Origin of the sequence: Tateyamaria algicola, assembly GCF_047715485.1 — a bacterium.
Lineage (GTDB): Bacteria > Pseudomonadota > Alphaproteobacteria > Rhodobacterales > Rhodobacteraceae > Tateyamaria.
On record NZ_CP180422.1, the window covers coordinates 2,773,918 to 2,791,452 of the forward strand.

Sequence of the window (17,535 nt, forward strand, 5' to 3'; positions counted from 1 at the left end):
CGACGTTATTAACGGTCAAGCAGGCAATGATGAGCTTTGGGGGGAATCGATGATGACAGTATTTCAGGCGGAAGCGGCACAGACACACTCACGGGCGAGCAAGGAAATGACACACTGGACGGTGCAGACGGAGAGATCGACGTTCTGGATGGCGGAACGGGGGACGATCTGCTCATTGGGGATGCCGGTGATGTCGTCACTGGTGGGCAAGGTAACGACAGTTTCGCCGTGTCAGATGCCGCACTAGGGGCTGTGTTCATCACTGATTTCTCATCTGACGATGTTCTCTTGATTCAATACGCGGGAACAACCGCTCCTACATTCAGCGATCTTACACTCGTTGCCGATGGGAATGGCGGCACGGACGTGTGGCTTGGGTCGACTACCAGCGGTGCACATCTTGCGAATATTGAGAGTGTTTCACCCGCATTAATTGCTCAAGACGATGTTATGTTCCAGGCTGCCTAACGTTTGCGATCATTCAGACAAAGGCGCGCGCATTAAGAAAATTACTGAATGCGGACGATTGCTTAAAAACTTGCATCACTCCAAATTTAGAAAGAAGCTATTTTATCGTCTTTTTTCGAAGGTCCGCTTGTAGGAATCTGCACTGCTGCGTTGATGATGGCACAACTGGCCGATTTGGGCCGCCCGTGAAGGCGGCCCGATGTTTCTAAATTTCAATGGCTTCGGCGATCGCCAATGCATCCTCAAGCTCAACGCCCAAGTGCCGGACGGTACTATCCATTTTTGTGTGGCCTAGAAGAAGCTGAACCGCTCGAAGGTTTCCGGTCTTCTTGTAGATTTGAGTGACCTTCGTTCTTCTCATTGAATGGGTCCCGTAGGCCGTTGCCTCAAGGCCGATTGACGTGACCCAGTCACGAACAATCCCAGCATATTGGCGCGTCGAGATATGTAACCGCTCGTGGAAACGGCCTGGCCATAAATACTCGGAACCGACCATCAACTCGTCTTCCATCCACTTCTCGACGGAGGAGCGCGTGCCTTCTGAAATCTCGAAACGCACAGGCTTCTGCGTCTTGCTCTGAAGAACCGATGCCCGCTCCTTGATCTGGCCAGACGCCATGACATCGACGACTTTCATCTTCACCAGGTCACATCCACGCAATTTACTGTCGATAGCCATATTGAACAGTGCAAGGTCGCGATGGTTCTTGGCCAATTCAAGACGCACCCGAATTGCCCAGACATGCTTTGGTTTCAATGGTCGTTTCTGACCGACGATCCGGCCTTTGTTCCAAGCGGGGCGAAGCGCACGAATGGCAGGTAGGTTTGGTGTTTTCATGACTGATCCTCCGATCCGCCATACCCGCCCACAACGACAACCCGACGTTGACACTCCATCATATCACGAGATGCTGCAGTGCATCCGAGGTCCGTTCAGAGCCCCAAAATCGACGAATGCTGCGCCGTGCACGAATGTCAGCTTCTTTGAACTGGCTCACTGAGCAACGTAGTCATTGAAAATTTTCAAAAATTTCCAGAGCGTTGCTGATGAAGGAGACTCGCAATGGCAATCTGTGGTTATCGAACCGGCGTGATTTGGGATGCGACACGGCCAAACTGGCAAAACAATGCAGATCGCCCAATCGCTTGGTCAGCGTGGTATCCAGTCGAAAATGTAGAGAACGCTGAGCGGCCTCAAGGCCAATTCTTTGAACTTGGAAATGCTATCTGGGAAGCCACTCTGCCACCGAAAGACAAGTTTCCCATCATACTGTTATCACATGGCACTGGTGGCACGGCTGAGAGCCTTGGCTGGCTCGCGCGGGCGCTTGCTTCGGCTGGCTATGTGGTATTGGGTGCAAATCACCATGGTAACACTGGCTCGGAGCCTTATCTCGCAGAGGGCTTTCTTTGCTGGTGGGAACGAGCGACCGACCTGTCGGTACTGCTTTCAGAAATGGGATCGAAGGGCTTCTTCGCCAACAGACTGGACCTCGCTCAAGTAGCAGCAGTCGGATTTTCTCTCGGGGGACATACGGTCTTGGCCCTGTCAGGTGCGCAGACTTCTTTGGACGAGTTTGACCTCTGGCGCAGGGCCAACGAGATTACCGAAGATGGCCCGAGAGAGTTCCCGGATGCGGCGGCAAGCATTCCGACGCTGATGGAAACTTCGGATGCGTTCCGCGGGTCTTGGGCACGACATGGAAATGATTACTCAGACGTTCGGATCAAGTCTGTTGTCGCGATTGCACCTGCGCCACCAATCCGTTCGTTCGTTCCCACATCAATCACTGAACTTCAGTTGCCGGTCGCAATCCTTTCCGGGGGTGCCGATGACGAAGCGCCATCAGAGCATTGCGCCGATTGGCTTGTTTCCCAGAACGACAAGTTTCATCTCCATTGCCTTGGCGGAAACGTGGGGCACTACACATTCTTGGATTTTCCGTCTGATAAGTCGCTCATTGGGAAAGAGGACATCTTTTCTGATCATGAGAGTGTGGACCGAAGAATAATTCATGAACAGGCCTCAGAAATCGTTATTCAAAGCCTAAGGACGACAGTAAGCAAACGTTAAGCTTGACCATCTCACGGTGTGAAAGCAGCCGTTGGCGCTAGCGCGGCGAACTGGTGCTTCAGTCCACGATGTGTGAGTTCGACGAAGCCCGGAGTTCGCATTTGCAGCGAATGACCGCAAAGCGGGCTGCGAGCGCAGCATCCTGATCTGTCGGCGAACGGCAGGTTTGGGCCGTCCACGCCATTGAGGGGGTGAACTAGACCCCACTTCGAACGGACACCTTGGCTTACTTTGCCGATAACCGACCGTCGCGTCCTTAAACGCCATCCGCTGTTTGGTTCACTCAGAAATGGTCCAAAGCGCTAGTTGATTGGACTTTCCGCGTGCATGGTAATTGGGAAGTTGACTAAGCATCTTGCTCACTTCACTGGGCAGTTGTTCCTTAACAGCATCCGAGATCACTACTTCCACTCCGAAGTCTCTGGCAGCGCTTTCGATCCGGGCGGCGGTGTTCATTGTATCCCCTAGCAAAGCTATCTCCTTCTTCCACGTACCGATCTCACCCGCCGCAACTGGCCCGCAGTGCAAAGCAACTCTGATCTTTGCCTCTTGCCCATATCGAGTAATGTATTCTTCGGTCTTGCTCTCTAAAGCGGCGAGCATTTGAGTTGCGCAGCCAACACTCCGTTCATTGTTTTTTGGGTCCGCAGCCGACCATGTCACAATGACTGCATCTCCAACGTATCGATGCACTTCGCCCCCATTGCTCTCGATGGGCAGAGACAGATCGTATGAAACATCTGAGAGGAACTCGTGGAACCTCAGTTCTCCTAGTCTCTCTGCAAGCGAGGTCGACCCTACCAGGTCCGCAAAAAGAACAATTCGGTTTTCCAACCGAGGCCGTCGATATTGTCCCGTGAAGATCGCCAAAGTTGCTTCCCGGCCAAGCAACCTAAGCAGTTCAATCGACGTGGAAATGGCAGAAGCAATCGCAGCAGAGATCACAAAGTTGAAAGCAAATTCGGGTTCCTGCCACAGTTTCTGATCAAGCAACACACGTGCGGGTGCTACTATCCCGACAACGATAATGAGACTGTACGTGATGGTTCTAAAGCCAATGATGGTGACAAGTGGGGTTTGCCGGAGCCATCTGATCGATTGATTGGACAGAAAGGTGAGTTCAACCGTCAGGCATCCTGCTCCAATGAGTAGCCCGGTCATTCCGCCGACAACTGCGTCAACTGGCCGTTCGTATCCATCTGCGAAGATAAGCGGCGTGAGCGCGCCAATGCACATCGAAAATGCAATAACTTTCAAAGCAAAAGTTGCTGTTGGTTTGTCGATCAAGGCTTCCCCCAGGATCCAGATTTCACTGTTCTGCTATCAGAGTCGATGGCGGGCGTGAACGGCTTGGTCTGCTGGTAGGAGCCCTGAAATTCTAATGTCCGCTTAGGGGAAGCTGCGCCGCAGCATTAGACTGTAAGGTCAGTGGCAGCTTCGGGCCGCGAGTAACTTATCCCCGCCTGACCCTGCATGCCGCCGCTGCGGAGCAGAGAACGGCAAGTATAAGCCCAAAGTTTCGGGTGACGCGCTACGAACCGACGGCAGTCCTGTGCAGGGCAGGACAGAGCGATAACCACCGCAACGGCGCAGCGTATCTAGATTTGAACAGTGACCAATCCGATGGTTTCGTAAACTCATGTACACTGAAACGATTGGCAATGCGCTACGATACCAGCAACTGTCACTCGAGCAATTGTGGGTTTGGACCCGTAGTGGGCGGGCCTTAGAAGACAACTCCTTTCAGTAAAGGTCCCGAGGCTGGTGCTTTCAACTCCAATAGTGGATGTGCAAGTTGGCTACGCGCCTTATCACGAAGGCGCAAATGTGCCCCGAAACCAGCCCGAATAGTCGCGATGCCTATTTCGGAAACACGTTTGGCGGCTCCGGAACCAACCCAACGTAGGTCGATTTCAGAGCGTCCATTGACGGTTCAACACTCAGGCTATCTGTCCATGCAGACACGTCAAATCCATAGGTGTCCAAGTCCGAAAGCTGGTTTCTAACCTTTGTGACCTGAGCCTTGGTATCTGAGAGGTCGGGGGTCATTGAGCACCCCCACCAGTCGTCAAGACCTTGAGCAGCGGAATAGGACAAGGGGATCAAGCGCAGACGGAAAGCGTCTGAGACGTAGTAGAGCGTGTCATGCCCATTCTTGGGGTCGACGCTGAATGTCAGCCTCTCATCAACGGCAAAACTTGCCACGGCGGGCAATCCAAGGTCGCTGATTAGAACACCGCTACCGTATGTCGGCACCCGAGGCGTTGTTATATCTGGCCTTTCCGTACCGAAACTGCCAGCGGGCGCTCCGGCAACAAACGCCGATATGTCTCCGGTTGGCTCGATATAAGGCCAGGCCTTCGCGTCGGCTGAAAAATCCGTAAGGTTCCAGGCCTCGTAGTCAAAAGCAGTATTGTCCCATGTATAATCGTGGGCGGTGTTCGCAGTTTTGTCTTTACCGACGTCCCGCACGCGGTCGGTAACGCCAGCCATCTTCCTGAATCCACCAATCTCCTTGTTTCCCGACCAGATCAGCACTCCGGCCCCAAGCTCGCATTGCCGCAATGCAGGGGTGTCCATCCATGTCTTGTAGATCGTCAACGCCCCCTTGGAGAGCCCGGGCAGAACTGTATCAGTTAGCGCGCGCAACCCGTCAGCTGCTCCGCTTTGCATCCCCTTCGTGACCTTTGCGGCAGCGCCTGAAAACTCATCCGCGGCACTTTCTACACTGAGGTTGTCACTTACAAAGTGGAGACCCTCGGCATGCATGCGCGCGTAAATCCGGGTCAAGCTGTTGAACGCGTGTCGGGCCGCAAGAACCTTGAGCATCTGCTTTATTGTCGTCGTGTCGCCCGCCTCCATGTCATTGTTCTGGCCAATGACCAGCCAAGGGAAAATATTCCCCCAAGGCGCAATCCAAGCCCCAAGTGGGATAAAGTCCTGGCCGGGGTCAAACCCGCCTTCACCCAATGGCCTGATGGCATCGTCCTCCCCTTCAGTTTCAAGGGTCGGCGCGCTTGCGTCCGTCTTAAAACCATCGTCATCGATATCCGCGTCATAAGGATCGTCGGAGATATCCTTCAGATCCGTCTTGATCTTTGCCTTATCGAGGAACTGCTCAAGGGTCATGTCAGAGTCTGGGTGATCCTTCATGTACTTGTCGTAGGCCGATGCCTGCGCATAGGCCTTCAGACCGTCCAGATCTTTGATCTTGTCGATCTTGTCCGCCACTCCGCCCTTTTTCGGCGGTTTCTTGGCTTCAGGGGCATCTGGCACCTTAACATCCGCGCTCGGCAGATTGGCCACCGCGGCATCACCGATCTTGCTGACCTTGGCGGACAGTTTGTCCATCAAGTCCTTCTCCCAACCCTTAACAAGGGCTGACACGCACCCGCCATGGTACGTGGCCGTAACTTCGCCGGTGATATCGATGCCTGACGTTTCACCTGTCAGGCCTAGGGCCTCGTTGACCGAGGCCGCGCCCACAAGGCCGCTATAGGTAAAATTCGCCGTTTGCGAAAGGGCCCACTTGTCGTCGTGAGACCCAACATGCAGGTCCATTTTGGCCTCTCCCCAGCCGCCCCAAACGACGGCAACTACCATGCCGGAGCCGTACTTCTTATAGAATTTCAGAACGATGTTCGCCCAGAGGCGTCTGTCCTCGTCGGTGCCGGAGGCTAGGGCGGTGTTGAACTTGTCCAGGACCCGTTCCACGTCTTTGGCGACGTTCTCGTCCAGAATTGACAGCAATTCGTCGAACGACACATTGTCGAAATCGAGCAATTCGACGCCCGAGTATCGGACGGCATTCATCGATATTGAAATGCTCTGGTCGGATTCAGCATGGGCTGAAGAATAACCGACGCCAAGCCCCCCAGAGAACTTGGCCACCGGAGAGCCGTATGACCCCGAAATACCGACTTCAAAATGCATACTGTTCTTCGTGTTGGTGCAGATGCTTGTGCCAGACATGAAGTCATGTTCGTCGTTGTCGGACAGCATCCGCGTGTAGCCGGGTTGAACAACAGGCGATCTAAACTGCCCCCACGAGGGCATGGCAAGGCTGCCGACGCGGACTGCAAAGAGTGGGCTAATAAAATCATTGGATTCGCTAGGCACTACGAGCGTCCTTGTATGTTTTGGTAAAAGAATATTGGTGGATCAACGCTGCCACACAATGATCTCCAGTGATACAGATTTCAAAGAGCGTGCTTTATGAGCCGGCTTGTCATTGTAGAGAGTTCAGTTTCAGAAAAACGAGCGGAAAATCTCAAATGCGAAGACTGACCCCATTGGGCGTGGTCGATTCCCCAGCCGGTGACCGAGTTTTTCCATTCGGCGTGTTACACTCACGCACGCAGCGAACCGGCTACCCACCTCAGGTGTCAAAGGGCAATGCCTACTTCACGTTGAAACCCGTAGCTGAAGCGCGAAAAGCAAACGGCCCCTTCGTCCTGCAGCCTGCAAGTATGACCGTCCTCATACTTTGCACGCGCTGCCGATGTCTGCTACGCGGGTAGCGATCGCAGCATGTTGACCCATTGGGCAACGGCAGGTTTGGGCCGTGGTTGTCAACCAATCACGCGTTTGTAACTCTCTAGCTTTGCTTGGATTATCTCATTGAAGTTGACACCAAGCCCGATGATGTTTGGCTTGAGCTCAAGAGTTTCATTGAGTCTCGTGAGGAACTGGAAAAATAGTCCGCCACCGTAGTGCATTGAATATGAATCCGGAGATTTTTCTGCAACCAGATCAGAAAACTCGTCAGAACGTATCGCTCCGATTACGCGATCCACAATTGCGGCCATATAACCGACAGCGTCGTCGGAGTGTTCGTCGGCCTGCGTCAAAGGAAACACAAAGACCGGTTTCATTGTTGTTAGGGGGTGTCCCTCAGAAACGAACAAGAACAATCCCTCATCAAGAAAAGCCGTTGTTTGCTCGTTCGAGTACCTCTTAAGTAGCGCTAAGATATCTTCGGTTAGTGTCTGATCATGACCTTGAACGACAATTGCATCTGGTCCGATCTCTTGAGCAAGCCGATCAAAGTTACCTCGCATCCAATCGAGCTGCGGGCCGGTTCCTTCACCAATTATAAAAGCATGGAAATCTCCGAGGTTTTCCGGAAGATTGGCGAGGTTTGATATCTTGTAGCCCATGGAATAACCATGACTTTACCGATACTCTAGTCAAGCCTCCTTCAGCTGCGCCCAACGTTATAACACGCTTAACTTGGTCCTTCGCAAACGCAGCGAACGGCAGGAATGACGTGCAGCGCCGCAGCATTGGATCACATATGCCAATGTCGCCTAAGGGCCGTCTACAGCCCGGGAAACATTCCAGTTGAAGTCGATACTTCACCGCATCTGACGGCTGCGAAGAGCCCATTCAAATAGGCGCTGCACAGCAAATGAATGTCAGTTTCTTTCGGAAATGGGGTAATCAGCGTCATCGAAACATAGCGAACGGTGGTCTTAGGATTCCTTTACCAATGATGAATAGAAGTTGTTCCGCAAGAATGCGGAGGTTCCATGCAACACGTTTTCGGCGACTTCCTCAGGAATGGCGGCAACGGTGAGTACGATTTCATTCGAAGGGATGGCCATATTATCGGTCGCCGCTCGGGATTGTCACTGAAATCGACCTTTCCAAACTATTCCGCTTTACGGGCGGACTTTGGCGAACGCCTTGATCAGGTGATTTCCGAAAACACCCGGATGCTTCTGAACGCGCTGACACCGCCCGACACAGTTCCAACTGTCACCGAAGCCGGTCTACGAGATGTGTCGGACGCCAAGGCAGAGGCGCTTGATGCATGGGACGTGCGCCTTGAGAGCATTTTCAGCGAATATGAGAACCACCAACAGCGACTGAGGCCTCTACGAGCGGCCATGGAAGAACGTCTCGTGCGCGCGTTCGCAGGGCTGATCAACCAGATCCGGCAGGAAGACCTTGGGATTGTGCAGTACATCTGGCGCTCGCGGGATGATACCAAAGTTCGTGACAGCCACGCGGCATATGATGACCGCGTTTTTCGTTGGGGCAATCCGCCGGAAGGCGGGCATCCAGGTGAAGCACACAATTGCCGTTGCTACGCCGAGCCTGTTTTGCCTGGCGTCCAGAGCAATGTGGTACTTGCTGATTTTGCGCCCACCGCAGGTAGTGTCCCTGCTCTCGATCTAACCGATGCAATACGCGGCCTGCGCGCTCTGACTGGCGTTGGCGCGGCGCTTCTCGCGTCTGATGCGCTGCAAGACTGGACGGACGCTATGCGGGAGTGGCGCGTGGATGAGGCAGGCGGGCGGCTTGGGGTGGATGTCACAACCGTCGAAGGCCGTCTGGCCGCAACTGCTTATGCCCTCGCGCAGGAAGGGATCAGCAGCGGCGGGTATCCGGTTCTACCCAAAGACCCGGAATTTGCCCGTATCGGCGCTGAAGCGGCGGCACTTTACGAGTTGTTGAACCCGGGCACCATTCTGGAGACAGGCGTTGGCGGCGACTCTGCGAGACAACGGGCCTTGCAGGATTTCATCGAAGCCGCTGGTGAAGCGTTCGCACGTGACAATTTACAGCTTCAGCCAGGCGAGCTGGCCCAGGGCTGGGTCGAGATTTTCCCTGAACTGACAAAAGATGAGCGCCGTTTGGGAGAGCTATCCGGTTTCACCCCGGAACGGATCGAGCAGTGGCTTGAAACCTATCCTATCGAAGAACTGGGCCTGCCAAACAACACCGGCTCCCCGGTTCCCGGCGATCCAACGAGTAACATCATTTCAACACCAATTCCCGAGGCGACAGGGCCGAATATTGTTGCCAATGAGATTGGTAACCTTTCAATACCCGACGAACGTGATCTTCCTGATGATTTCGGTCGTCGGTCAATTGAACTCGCTAGTGAAAACGGTGTTCAGCGGCCTCGTGAAGGTCGCGCAGGTGCTAGGTATGAAGCTGCCACAGGGACTGTATTGACGCGTCCCGACCCAGCGGACCCCGCTTACGATTTCTTCGATGAGTCGAATCGCGAAAGAATTGAAGTCAAAGGACCGGTCCCAGGTGTAGACGGCGCAGTTCCAGAAGAACGTTTAGATGGACTGATCGAGGCGACCATCGAGGAGGCAAATTTCCAGTCTGGCGCGGATCGAATTGTCGTTGATGCTGAAGGACTAAGCGCGACGCAAGTGGACAGGTTGCGCCAAGAACTTGAAAATCGGGTATCGTCGGATATTCCGGTGGACATCATGAGGTAAGCATGGCGAACACAGTTCTTAAATTCAAAGATCAGACAATCCGCATCAACTATCATGATTTGGCGGAGGTGTTGGCGGTGCTGAACCAAAGACTGGAAACAGCATCATTGGCCAGACAAGTCACAGAGCCTTGGTTGAACCACATCGAAGAAGACCTCGGGTATGTGTTGCTCGACAAGAGCCTGCTGGATGTTCCCGGCGTCAATTCAGATTTCGAGATGGCACTAATCAAGCTGTCAGCTGATCTACGAACGGGTGACGTTTCTCCTAACACATCGCGTTGGAACAACGTGTCAAACGATATTCGCCAGCAATCAGCCTACTTGCAGCGAATGCAGGCAGTGATCCAAGATTTGCGGAGCGCGTTGTCGCTTTCAGAGTGAGATTGGAACACAATCAATCGTTTCAGCTTGCCAAAGCTCATACGTTTTTGTCACCAGCATAAACGACAGTTCTTGACGTTGCCAAATCGTTGAAGCTGACTGTGGGGCAGCTGCAGCGACAGCCCATTTGGTTCGCGATCTATGAGCTAGACGAGGCCCAGAGTTCGCTTTTGCAGCGAATGGCCGCAAAGTGGGCCGCGTCCGCAGCATTTGGAGGCTTTGCTCAAGGTCGGCTTAGGGCCGGGAACGCAAAGTACTCTGGTGACATTTAGTAGAGGTCGCGATATTTTGGGTACTACCGTGCCCCTTGTAGTCGCAGTCATTCACGCGACGCGTAGGCGTTCTCGACCCGCTGGTTTGTCATGAAGCAAATCAGGTCTTGGGGGCACGTCGTTTCCTCGAATTCGAAGCTCAAACCGATGTTCGTGAGACGCCTGCGGAACTTTTCGGTGTAAGTTGACGGGGCCGCCATGGATCCGGAGAACAGGTGTATCGCGGGCAGAGTCGATGGATCCAGTTGGCTGGCCGCAATCCAAGGCGAATGGGCGTCGAAATCGTTCTCGGACGCGAACATGTTCGCGACGATCCCTGGCCGCGTGTCACTCAGCGTTTGCCAGTCGTGAACTGCACCATCCCAAGATGTCACCCGCCCGAACTTCTCGGGGTATTTCAGTCCGATCTTGAGTGCCCCGAACCCGCCCATGGAGAAACCTAGAATCCTAGTCTGATCACGCGTCGCGGCCACGTTCATCGTTTCAACGATCTCGGGCAGGATTTTCGAGACGACATCGGTCTCGACCGTCACGTGTCCCGTAGAAGAGTCGGACCACATCGAAAACCCGAACCCGTCATAGGGCGCGATAATAACGGCTGGTTGAACGGCGTCATTTACTGAAAGCTCTTCCATCGCATTGCCAAGGGCGCTGACGTGGGAATGACCCATCCTTTTCGCAATCGTCCAGGGAAACGGCATTGCGCCATGCAGATGAACGATCACCGGGTATGGCCGGTCCTCCTGCCCAGTGTAACCAGGTGGTGTGTAAAGGTAGTACCGAATACTGTCTTCCGGTTCGACCAGAGCTTCAAATGATGCCAGGAACAGAAATGGAAGGGGGCCGCCTTTGTGCATCCTCATCCATCCAGAAATGCGTCGCATCGCGCGCGTGCGACGTTTTGTTGATTTCCTGGAACGTGAGATCAGGCTGAAAGAGCCGGAAATTCGAGGCACTGACGTCTAATCGGCAGTGGCACAAACCTGTACCGACGTGGGTAGAATTAGACGGTTCAGATTTCGACCGGCACATCCAAATGCTGTCTCCTAAGCAACCTAGGAGACTGATCGTTGCACTATCTGCATAGGGCAGGGCGTACTACAGATATTGAATCGTACCTGAAGACCATTAGAGCCCACACTGTAGACAGACGTTTCTCGCTGCGCACGCTCGCAGTGTGGAAATTGCGGTAAGTACTCGATCATTGCTGCGATAGTGCGGCAGAAAAACAGACCATTCAGCTAAAACGTAGAGATCCATCCGGGGAACTCACAAGTTGCGAACGCGCCGGACGTTTACAGGTGTAGCTATTGCCGACGCAGCATTTTCTTGAAGCTGCGAAGCGCAAATCGTGGGCTTTGCCGAGACTAATGTTTTGCGATCCCACTGGCGCATCTCTCCTTTGCAAGCGCGGCACGATGACGACTGGGCCAACGCCAACGCAGCTATCATTGCTTGGGCCTCATTTATCGTGGTGTGTCATGCTGGGAAGCTGGTTTGGAACGCCGCTATTGTACGTCCGGGAGGAATAATCCGGTTCTTCGTGCCGCAGTTCCAAACAAGCCAGCCATTCATTTTTAGTCGCGGCAAAGCTATCAACTGTGCTTTTTGGAGAGAACTGGCGGACTTTCTGCGGGCTTGAGGAGCCATCAGCCAAGTTTGTGTCAAACAACAAACAGCAAAGTTCACCTTGGGCTGGAAACGCGGGTTGGTCACGATGACTTCAATACCTATTGGACACCTGCGTATACTCGTTCCCATGAATCAGGATCAGAATATTATCAACGAGATATACGATCTAGCCGTCACTCCAGATGCCTATGACGCTTTCATGGTTAAGCTGGAGGCACAGCTGACCGCGCTGCGGAAAAATGGTCAAAAGAACCATGCGCAGGTCCTGTCGGAACACGCGCAGCGCGCTGCCGAGCTTGTGGATATTGTCACTCCATGGCGACGCGAGACGGATGAGGCTCTGGGCAAGGAACTGGCCAAGCGCATTCAGGTCACCGCTGCGATGGATGAAACAGGCAACATTCTTGATGCCAATATGGCTGCAATGACGGCCTACGATCTTGTCCCGGGCGGCTCGGTCAGCAGTCTACCGATTTCCGCGGATGAAGTGGCCCGCCTGAAAAACCGGATTGCGGATGTGTCACAGCATGGCGACCGGCGCAACAATCCAAATGACGTGTTGCGGTTTCGCAATCAGGACACCAACCGCCCGCTGTTGATCCGGCTTGAGCAATACATCCAACCCAGCACAAAACGGTCACTTGTCATTTTGCGGACCAGCGATGTCGGATGGCCCGGGCATCTGGGGCCGATCCTGCAGGACCTGTTTGATCTGAGCCGTGCTGAGGTCGATATCATCCGGCTGATGGTTGAGGGCCTCAAAGTTAAAGAGATGGCGCGGCGCAGAAGGGCCGCAGTTTCAACCGTCCGCAGCCAGCTGCAATCGATCTTTGGCAAGACAGAGACCGTCGATCAAATGGATTGCACGCGGATGGTGTTTGGTTTGGCGCTGATGCACGAGGTCGACGAAGGCAATCTGGTTGCCGCCCGTTTGCAGGCCCGGAATGAAACCGCGTTTTTCCCACGCGAAGATCAGCGGCATGTGCTGACCCTGCCGGATGAGCGGGTTCTGGAGTATTCGGATTTCGGGGCTGCGGACGGAAAAGCAGTTGTGCTTTGGTATCATGATCAGGCTTTTGGGGATGTCTGGTTCAAGGAGCCCGTCCAGATGGCGGCACGGCAGGGGATACGTATTATCGGGCCACTGCGCCCCGGTTTTGGTCAGACGACAGTGTATCAAGGGGATGCAAGCGAACCACGTGACTTTGTGCCGGATGTTGAGGCTCTTCTTGATCACTTGGACATTGATCGCGTCGCTATCGTCTCTTCGTCCTCGGGATTGGTGCACGCTTTGGCCGCTGCAGAACATATGCCCGAACGGATCACCGGGATAACGGCGTGTCATCCCCTGTTGCCTGTTTTGTCTGACGAAGATCTCCAAGGCACAAACGGATACAACTATCTCTTGCCGCATGCACGGCTGCATTTCCCGTCAACGGTGAAGTTCTTGTGCAAGGCCGGGTTTGCCTTTGTCATGCGCTCTGGCCCTGCTGCTTTTGGTAAGGCGGTCATGCGTGCCTCTCCCAAGGACGTGGAATGGATCACGCGGCCCGACATTCTGCCGGTGATGGTGCACGGGAGACGAGTGCACCGGGATCAAGGGCACGTTGGGAATTTTGGCGATCTGAACTACCGCAAAGACTGGCGGCCTTTGCTCTGCAATTGTCCGGTTCCCGTGCGACTGGTGATCGGCGAACACGATAGGAATGTGCAATGGGGCGCCGCGCGCCGGTGGTCAGACGAACTCGCACATGTCACGCTCGATGTGTTGCCAAACAGCGGCTACATGGTGTTTCACCAGCAATACGCCCAGATTTTGGACTGGGCGCTTGCGGATTTACAGACCGTAGGGAAGATTTAGGTCGCCTTAAAAGCCATGCTTTCCCATGATCTCTTTCAACGTGCCATCTTCGGTCATCGCGGTCAGTGACGTATTGAAAGAACGCATCAATTCTTCGCTGTTATCAATGGCTTTTGGGACCACCATATATTGCACGTCTACATGAACGGGCGGTTCCATCCAGCCGAAGTTTTCTGCGTCGCTTTCCATTTTGGTATTGATGATGTGCTGAGCCACGATCCGGTCTGTCAGCGCCATGTCGATGCGACCGCGCAGCAATTTCCGAAGGTTTTCTTCGTCATCGCGCGCCTCAGAGACTTTCAGCTTTGCCTCTTCAAATCCAGGTGGTGCGGCATACCCGCGGACAACGCCAATGGTTTTGCCTTGCAGCTTGTCATACCCTTCAAATGTGCCGCCTTCTCCTGCACGGACCAGCAAAACCAGCTCGTTTGAGGGCAATGGGTCAGAGAACAAAAAGAACTCTTCCCGCTCTTCGCGATACCACATGGTAAACAGCGCGTCGTATTTGCCATCGCGTGTCCCTTCAAACGCCCGCTTCCAGGGCAGGAACGCGACGTCTGAACCATAGCCTGCGCGATCAAAGGCTTCGATCACGATTTCGGTCATGAAACCGTTGTCTGGAAGCTCTGACCCATAAAATGGAGGCCACTCTGTTGCCGCAAGGCTCAGGTTCTGGGCAGAGGACGCCGAAGCGCTCAAACATACTGCCGCAAGTGCCGCTAAAATGTGTTTCTTCATATCAAATTCCCCAAACCTTTCGTGCCGTCGTTATCAATGGCTAAAACCTCTGTCATCCTTCATTTGAAGGATGCAATTTTGAGTGTGACTTAGCTACTGGTTTGCTTAAGCTAGGGGAATATTATTGACCGCATAAGGCCCTTAAATGAACAAGTCTTAGGTGAAGGCTAATCTATTGAAACTTCAGGTAAAATTTTTATCATTTGTGGCCCCGCTCGTATTGGTTGCGATCGCTCTCGTATTTGGTGTGGTGGAATTGATTTCTGCTGGCCGAGCCGAGCAGGCAATTTCAAGAAAACTTGAACAGATTCTCTCGATCCAGAGCGAGGTTTTGGCGGATCCGGTTTGGAACGTTGCGCGCGAACAAATCCATCTGGTGGCTGACGCAATCATGCTGGATGAAGATGTTGCGGCTTTGACAGTGCGAGATGAAGACGGGAAACTCATTCTTTCCCAAAGTAAGGTGTCCGAAGACGAAGACCTTTTGAAAGCGCGCAGCGATATCAAGTTTGGATCCGGCGAAGATGCTGAAGTGATCGGTACCTTCGAACTCAGCCTTAGAAATGACCGAATTATTGCAGAACGCACCCAGCGCATGGTCGTTGCCGGTGCCTTGGCAGCTGTTCTTCTATTGGCTGTGATTTTGTCGGCCCTCGTCGCGAACCGCCGTATCGTGGGCAGGCCACTGGAACGGCTGTTGCAGGCCATCAAAACTGTCGAAAAAGGGGGAACACGGCAACCTGTACAATGGTCCAGCCGGGACGAGATGGGCGAGGTGATCACGGCGTTCAACGATATGATGGCACGTGAAGAGATCAACCTAAAGAGTTTGGAAGAATCGCGAGACGCGCTTGAACAGGCTGTGGCAGAGCGAACAGCAGAACTCAGCAAAACCAGCACCCAATTGACCACCGCGATTGAGAGCATTTCGGATGGTTTTACCCTCTATGATGAACACGACCGGCTGGTTGTCTCGAACTCCACCTATCTGGACATGATGTATGCGGGGTTAGAAACAGAGTTGAAAGAAGGCGCGACGTTCGAAGAGATCATCCGCAAGGCAGTGGGAAAAGGGTTGATCAAGGACGTAGAAGAAAACGAAGAAGCCTGGATCAAAGAGAGGATCGAGGCACACAAGAACCCGTCCGGTGCGCATGTTCAGAAACGACAAGATGGCACATGGCTGCGCATCAATGAACGCAAGACCGAAGATGGCGGCACGGTTGCGACCTTTACCGACATCACGGAACTGCAAATGGCCCGCGAAGAGGCCGAGGCGGCAAATGAGGCAAAAAGTTCGTTCCTCGCCACCATGAGCCACGAGATCAGAACCCCGCTTAACGGTATCATGGGTATGAGCACACTGCTCAAAGACACCAAGCTGAATGATGAACAACGGGATTTCAGCGATACGATTTCCAGCGCCGCAGACACGCTGCTGACTATTATTAACGACATTCTGGATTTCTCAAAGGTCGAGGCCGGTGCGCTTGAACTGGAGCGTACTCCGCTAGATGTCGCGGAAGTTGTGGAAGGGGCGATGGACCTTGTCGTCTCAAAGGCTGCGCAAAAAGGCATTGAGCTTGCCAGCCGCATCGGTCCAGGCGTTCCCGCAGGCTTCTTGGGTGACCCAACGCGAATGAAGCAGATACTGATGAATCTGCTGAACAACGCGGTAAAATTCACCGAAGACGGTGAGGTTATTCTGACCATCGAAACCGCTGATGATGTACCCGAACCTGCCATTGGCGAAATAACCAAGCTTCGAGTCGCGGTGCGCGACACAGGCATTGGCATTCCCGCAGAACGCATGGACCGTCTTTTCAAATCCTTTAGTCAGGTCGATGCAAGCACAAGCCGCAAGTACGGCGGGACCGGCCTTGGTCTGGCAATCTCCAAACGTCTGGTGGACCTGATGGGCGGTGAGATCAAGGTGCACAGCGAAGTTGGCAAAGGCACAGAATTCTCCTTTGAGATCGACGTAAAGGCCGCTGCCGTGCCCGACCGTGAGGAACGCGAAGCGCGCATTCGCAATCTGAAAGGAAAGCGTGCGCTGATCGTTGATGACAATCGCACGAACCGCATGATCCTGCTGGAAAAAATGCATCAATGGCAGTTGGAGGCACATGCTCTGGCGACCACGCAGGAGGCGCTTGAAGCGGACCTGACCGCCTATGATGTCCTGATCCTTGACTACAAAATGCCCAAGATGACAGGCGCAGAACTGGCTATCGAAATCAAGGGACGGCTGGGAGAGAAAGCCCCGCCGATGGTGTTGTTCAGCTCTGTCGGGCAGGTTGAGTCCACGCTGCGGGATGAAATTGACGCCATTGGATTTGCCGGGACACTCACCAAACCGGCGAAATCTGGGCATCTGCTGGACATGCTCAGCAAGGTGGTGGCGGGTGAAGCAGATAAGGCCACAACCGGCACCTCGGAAGCGACCGCAACGCAAGCCGTCGATCTGGAAATTCTGCTGGTCGATGACAACCGGATTAACCGCAAGGTTGCTTCCAAAATACTGCTCGCCAATGGCTTTACCTCTGACGCGGTGGAAAGCGGGGCGGAAGCCATGGTTAAGGTGGCCTCAAAAGCCTATGATGTCATCTTGATGGACATTGAAATGCCCGAAATGGACGGGATCGAGGCGACAGCACAAATTCACAAGACCGTCGACCCCTCGACGCGGCCCTATATCGTTGCCTTGACGGCAAACGCTATGGCCTCCGAACGTGACACGTATCTGAAGTCCGGGATGGATGGGTATTTGAGCAAACCAATCGACGTGGAAGAGCTTTTGAACGCGTTGCATGCCGCAAAAGCGTTTCGTCAAAACCAACGCCAAGCTGTCGAGGCTTAGACC

13 protein-coding genes are annotated in these 17,535 nt (G+C 53.7%); 6 read left to right on the forward strand and 7 right to left on the reverse strand.

Annotated features, from left to right (window positions below; all coding sequences use genetic code 11):
* Positions 1–36 precede the first annotated feature (36 nt).
* The gene (locus ACMHLQ_RS16205) at positions 37–468 is read left to right on the forward strand and encodes a calcium-binding protein (protein ID WP_415401729.1); all 432 of its coding nucleotides are present in this window, start codon (positions 37–39) and stop codon (positions 466–468) included.
* Between the two features lie 205 nt (positions 469–673).
* Here the strand turns inward: ACMHLQ_RS16205 and ACMHLQ_RS16210 are convergent, their stop codons facing one another.
* Complete coding sequence (locus ACMHLQ_RS16210; RefSeq protein WP_415401730.1) at positions 674–1,306, reverse strand: tyrosine-type recombinase/integrase; 633 nt, start codon at positions 1,304–1,306, stop codon at positions 674–676.
* Positions 1,307–1,531: 225 nt separating this feature from the next.
* On the opposite strand from ACMHLQ_RS16210, the gene ACMHLQ_RS16215 reads away from it, so the two are divergent.
* A complete protein-coding gene (locus ACMHLQ_RS16215; protein ID WP_415401731.1) occupies positions 1,532–2,542 on the forward strand; it encodes an alpha/beta hydrolase family protein in 1,011 nt (336 codons plus the stop codon).
* 279 nt (positions 2,543–2,821) lie between these two features.
* Here the strand turns inward: ACMHLQ_RS16215 and ACMHLQ_RS16220 are convergent, their stop codons facing one another.
* From ACMHLQ_RS16220 to ACMHLQ_RS16230, 3 genes are all read right to left on the reverse strand, one after another.
* Positions 2,822–3,829, reverse strand: a complete 1,008-nt coding sequence (locus tag ACMHLQ_RS16220; RefSeq protein ID WP_415401732.1) for an adenylate/guanylate cyclase domain-containing protein — start codon at positions 3,827–3,829, stop codon at positions 2,822–2,824.
* 573 nt (positions 3,830–4,402) lie between these two features.
* Positions 4,403–6,661: a hypothetical protein gene (locus ACMHLQ_RS16225; protein WP_415401733.1), complete on the reverse strand. Its 2,259-nt coding sequence runs from the start codon at positions 6,659–6,661 to the stop codon at positions 4,403–4,405.
* Between the two features lie 452 nt (positions 6,662–7,113).
* Entirely contained in the window at positions 7,114–7,701 is a 588-nt protein-coding gene (locus ACMHLQ_RS16230; RefSeq protein ID WP_415401734.1) for a hypothetical protein, read from the reverse strand.
* 372 nt (positions 7,702–8,073) lie between these two features.
* Here ACMHLQ_RS16230 and ACMHLQ_RS16235 point away from each other — a divergent pair, with 372 nt between their 5' ends.
* Together ACMHLQ_RS16235 and ACMHLQ_RS16240 are read left to right on the forward strand one after the other, a co-directional pair.
* Entirely contained in the window at positions 8,074–9,786 is a 1,713-nt protein-coding gene (locus ACMHLQ_RS16235) for a phage minor head protein (RefSeq protein ID WP_415401735.1), read from the forward strand.
* Between the two features lie 2 nt (positions 9,787–9,788).
* The gene (locus ACMHLQ_RS16240; RefSeq protein ID WP_415401736.1) at positions 9,789–10,169 is read left to right on the forward strand and encodes a hypothetical protein; all 381 of its coding nucleotides are present in this window, start codon (positions 9,789–9,791) and stop codon (positions 10,167–10,169) included.
* Positions 10,170–10,488: 319 nt separating this feature from the next.
* Here ACMHLQ_RS16240 and ACMHLQ_RS16245 read toward each other — a convergent pair whose 3' ends face one another.
* Both ACMHLQ_RS16245 and ACMHLQ_RS16250 read right to left on the reverse strand, forming a co-directional pair.
* Positions 10,489–11,325 carry an alpha/beta hydrolase gene (locus ACMHLQ_RS16245; RefSeq protein ID WP_415405297.1) on the reverse strand — a complete coding sequence of 279 codons (837 nt, stop codon included), beginning with the start codon at positions 11,323–11,325 and terminating at the stop codon, positions 10,489–10,491.
* A 578-nt stretch (positions 11,326–11,903) separates the two neighbouring features.
* Positions 11,904–12,098: a hypothetical protein gene (locus ACMHLQ_RS16250; protein ID WP_415401737.1), complete on the reverse strand. Its 195-nt coding sequence runs from the start codon at positions 12,096–12,098 to the stop codon at positions 11,904–11,906.
* A gap of 102 nt (positions 12,099–12,200) precedes the next feature.
* Here ACMHLQ_RS16250 and ACMHLQ_RS16255 point away from each other — a divergent pair, with 102 nt between their 5' ends.
* On the forward strand, positions 12,201–13,934 hold the full coding sequence (locus tag ACMHLQ_RS16255; RefSeq protein ID WP_415401738.1) for an alpha/beta fold hydrolase: 1,734 nt from the start codon (positions 12,201–12,203) through the stop codon (positions 13,932–13,934).
* Between the two features lie 6 nt (positions 13,935–13,940).
* On the opposite strand, the gene ACMHLQ_RS16260 is transcribed toward ACMHLQ_RS16255, so the two are convergent.
* Positions 13,941–14,672 (reverse strand): substrate-binding periplasmic protein, encoded by a 732-nt coding sequence (locus ACMHLQ_RS16260; protein ID WP_415401739.1) that lies wholly within the window; start codon positions 14,670–14,672, stop codon positions 13,941–13,943.
* Positions 14,673–14,832: 160 nt separating this feature from the next.
* Here ACMHLQ_RS16260 and ACMHLQ_RS16265 point away from each other — a divergent pair, with 160 nt between their 5' ends.
* A complete protein-coding gene (locus ACMHLQ_RS16265) occupies positions 14,833–17,532 on the forward strand; it encodes a response regulator (protein WP_415401740.1) in 2,700 nt (899 codons plus the stop codon).
* Positions 17,533–17,535: the final 3 nt, after the last annotated feature.

Bases quoted from the DNA above. Each gene is read 5' to 3' on its own strand.
- ACMHLQ_RS16240 (WP_415401736.1), top strand. From the start codon at position 9,789: ATGGCGAACACAGTTCTTAAATTCAAAGATCAGACAATCCGCATCAAC.
- ACMHLQ_RS16260 (WP_415401739.1), bottom strand. From the start codon at position 14,672: ATGAAGAAACACATTTTAGCGGCACTTGCGGCAGTATGTTTGAGCGCT.
- ACMHLQ_RS16215 (WP_415401731.1), top strand. From the start codon at position 1,532: ATGGCAATCTGTGGTTATCGAACCGGCGTGATTTGGGATGCGACACGG.
- ACMHLQ_RS16230 (WP_415401734.1), bottom strand. From the start codon at position 7,701: ATGGGCTACAAGATATCAAACCTCGCCAATCTTCCGGAAAACCTCGGA.
- ACMHLQ_RS16245 (WP_415405297.1), bottom strand. From the start codon at position 11,325: ATGCGACGCATTTCTGGATGGATGAGGATGCACAAAGGCGGCCCCCTT.
- ACMHLQ_RS16235 (WP_415401735.1), top strand. From the start codon at position 8,074: ATGCAACACGTTTTCGGCGACTTCCTCAGGAATGGCGGCAACGGTGAG.
- ACMHLQ_RS16255 (WP_415401738.1), top strand. From the start codon at position 12,201: ATGAATCAGGATCAGAATATTATCAACGAGATATACGATCTAGCCGTC.
- ACMHLQ_RS16210 (WP_415401730.1), bottom strand. From the start codon at position 1,306: ATGAAAACACCAAACCTACCTGCCATTCGTGCGCTTCGCCCCGCTTGG.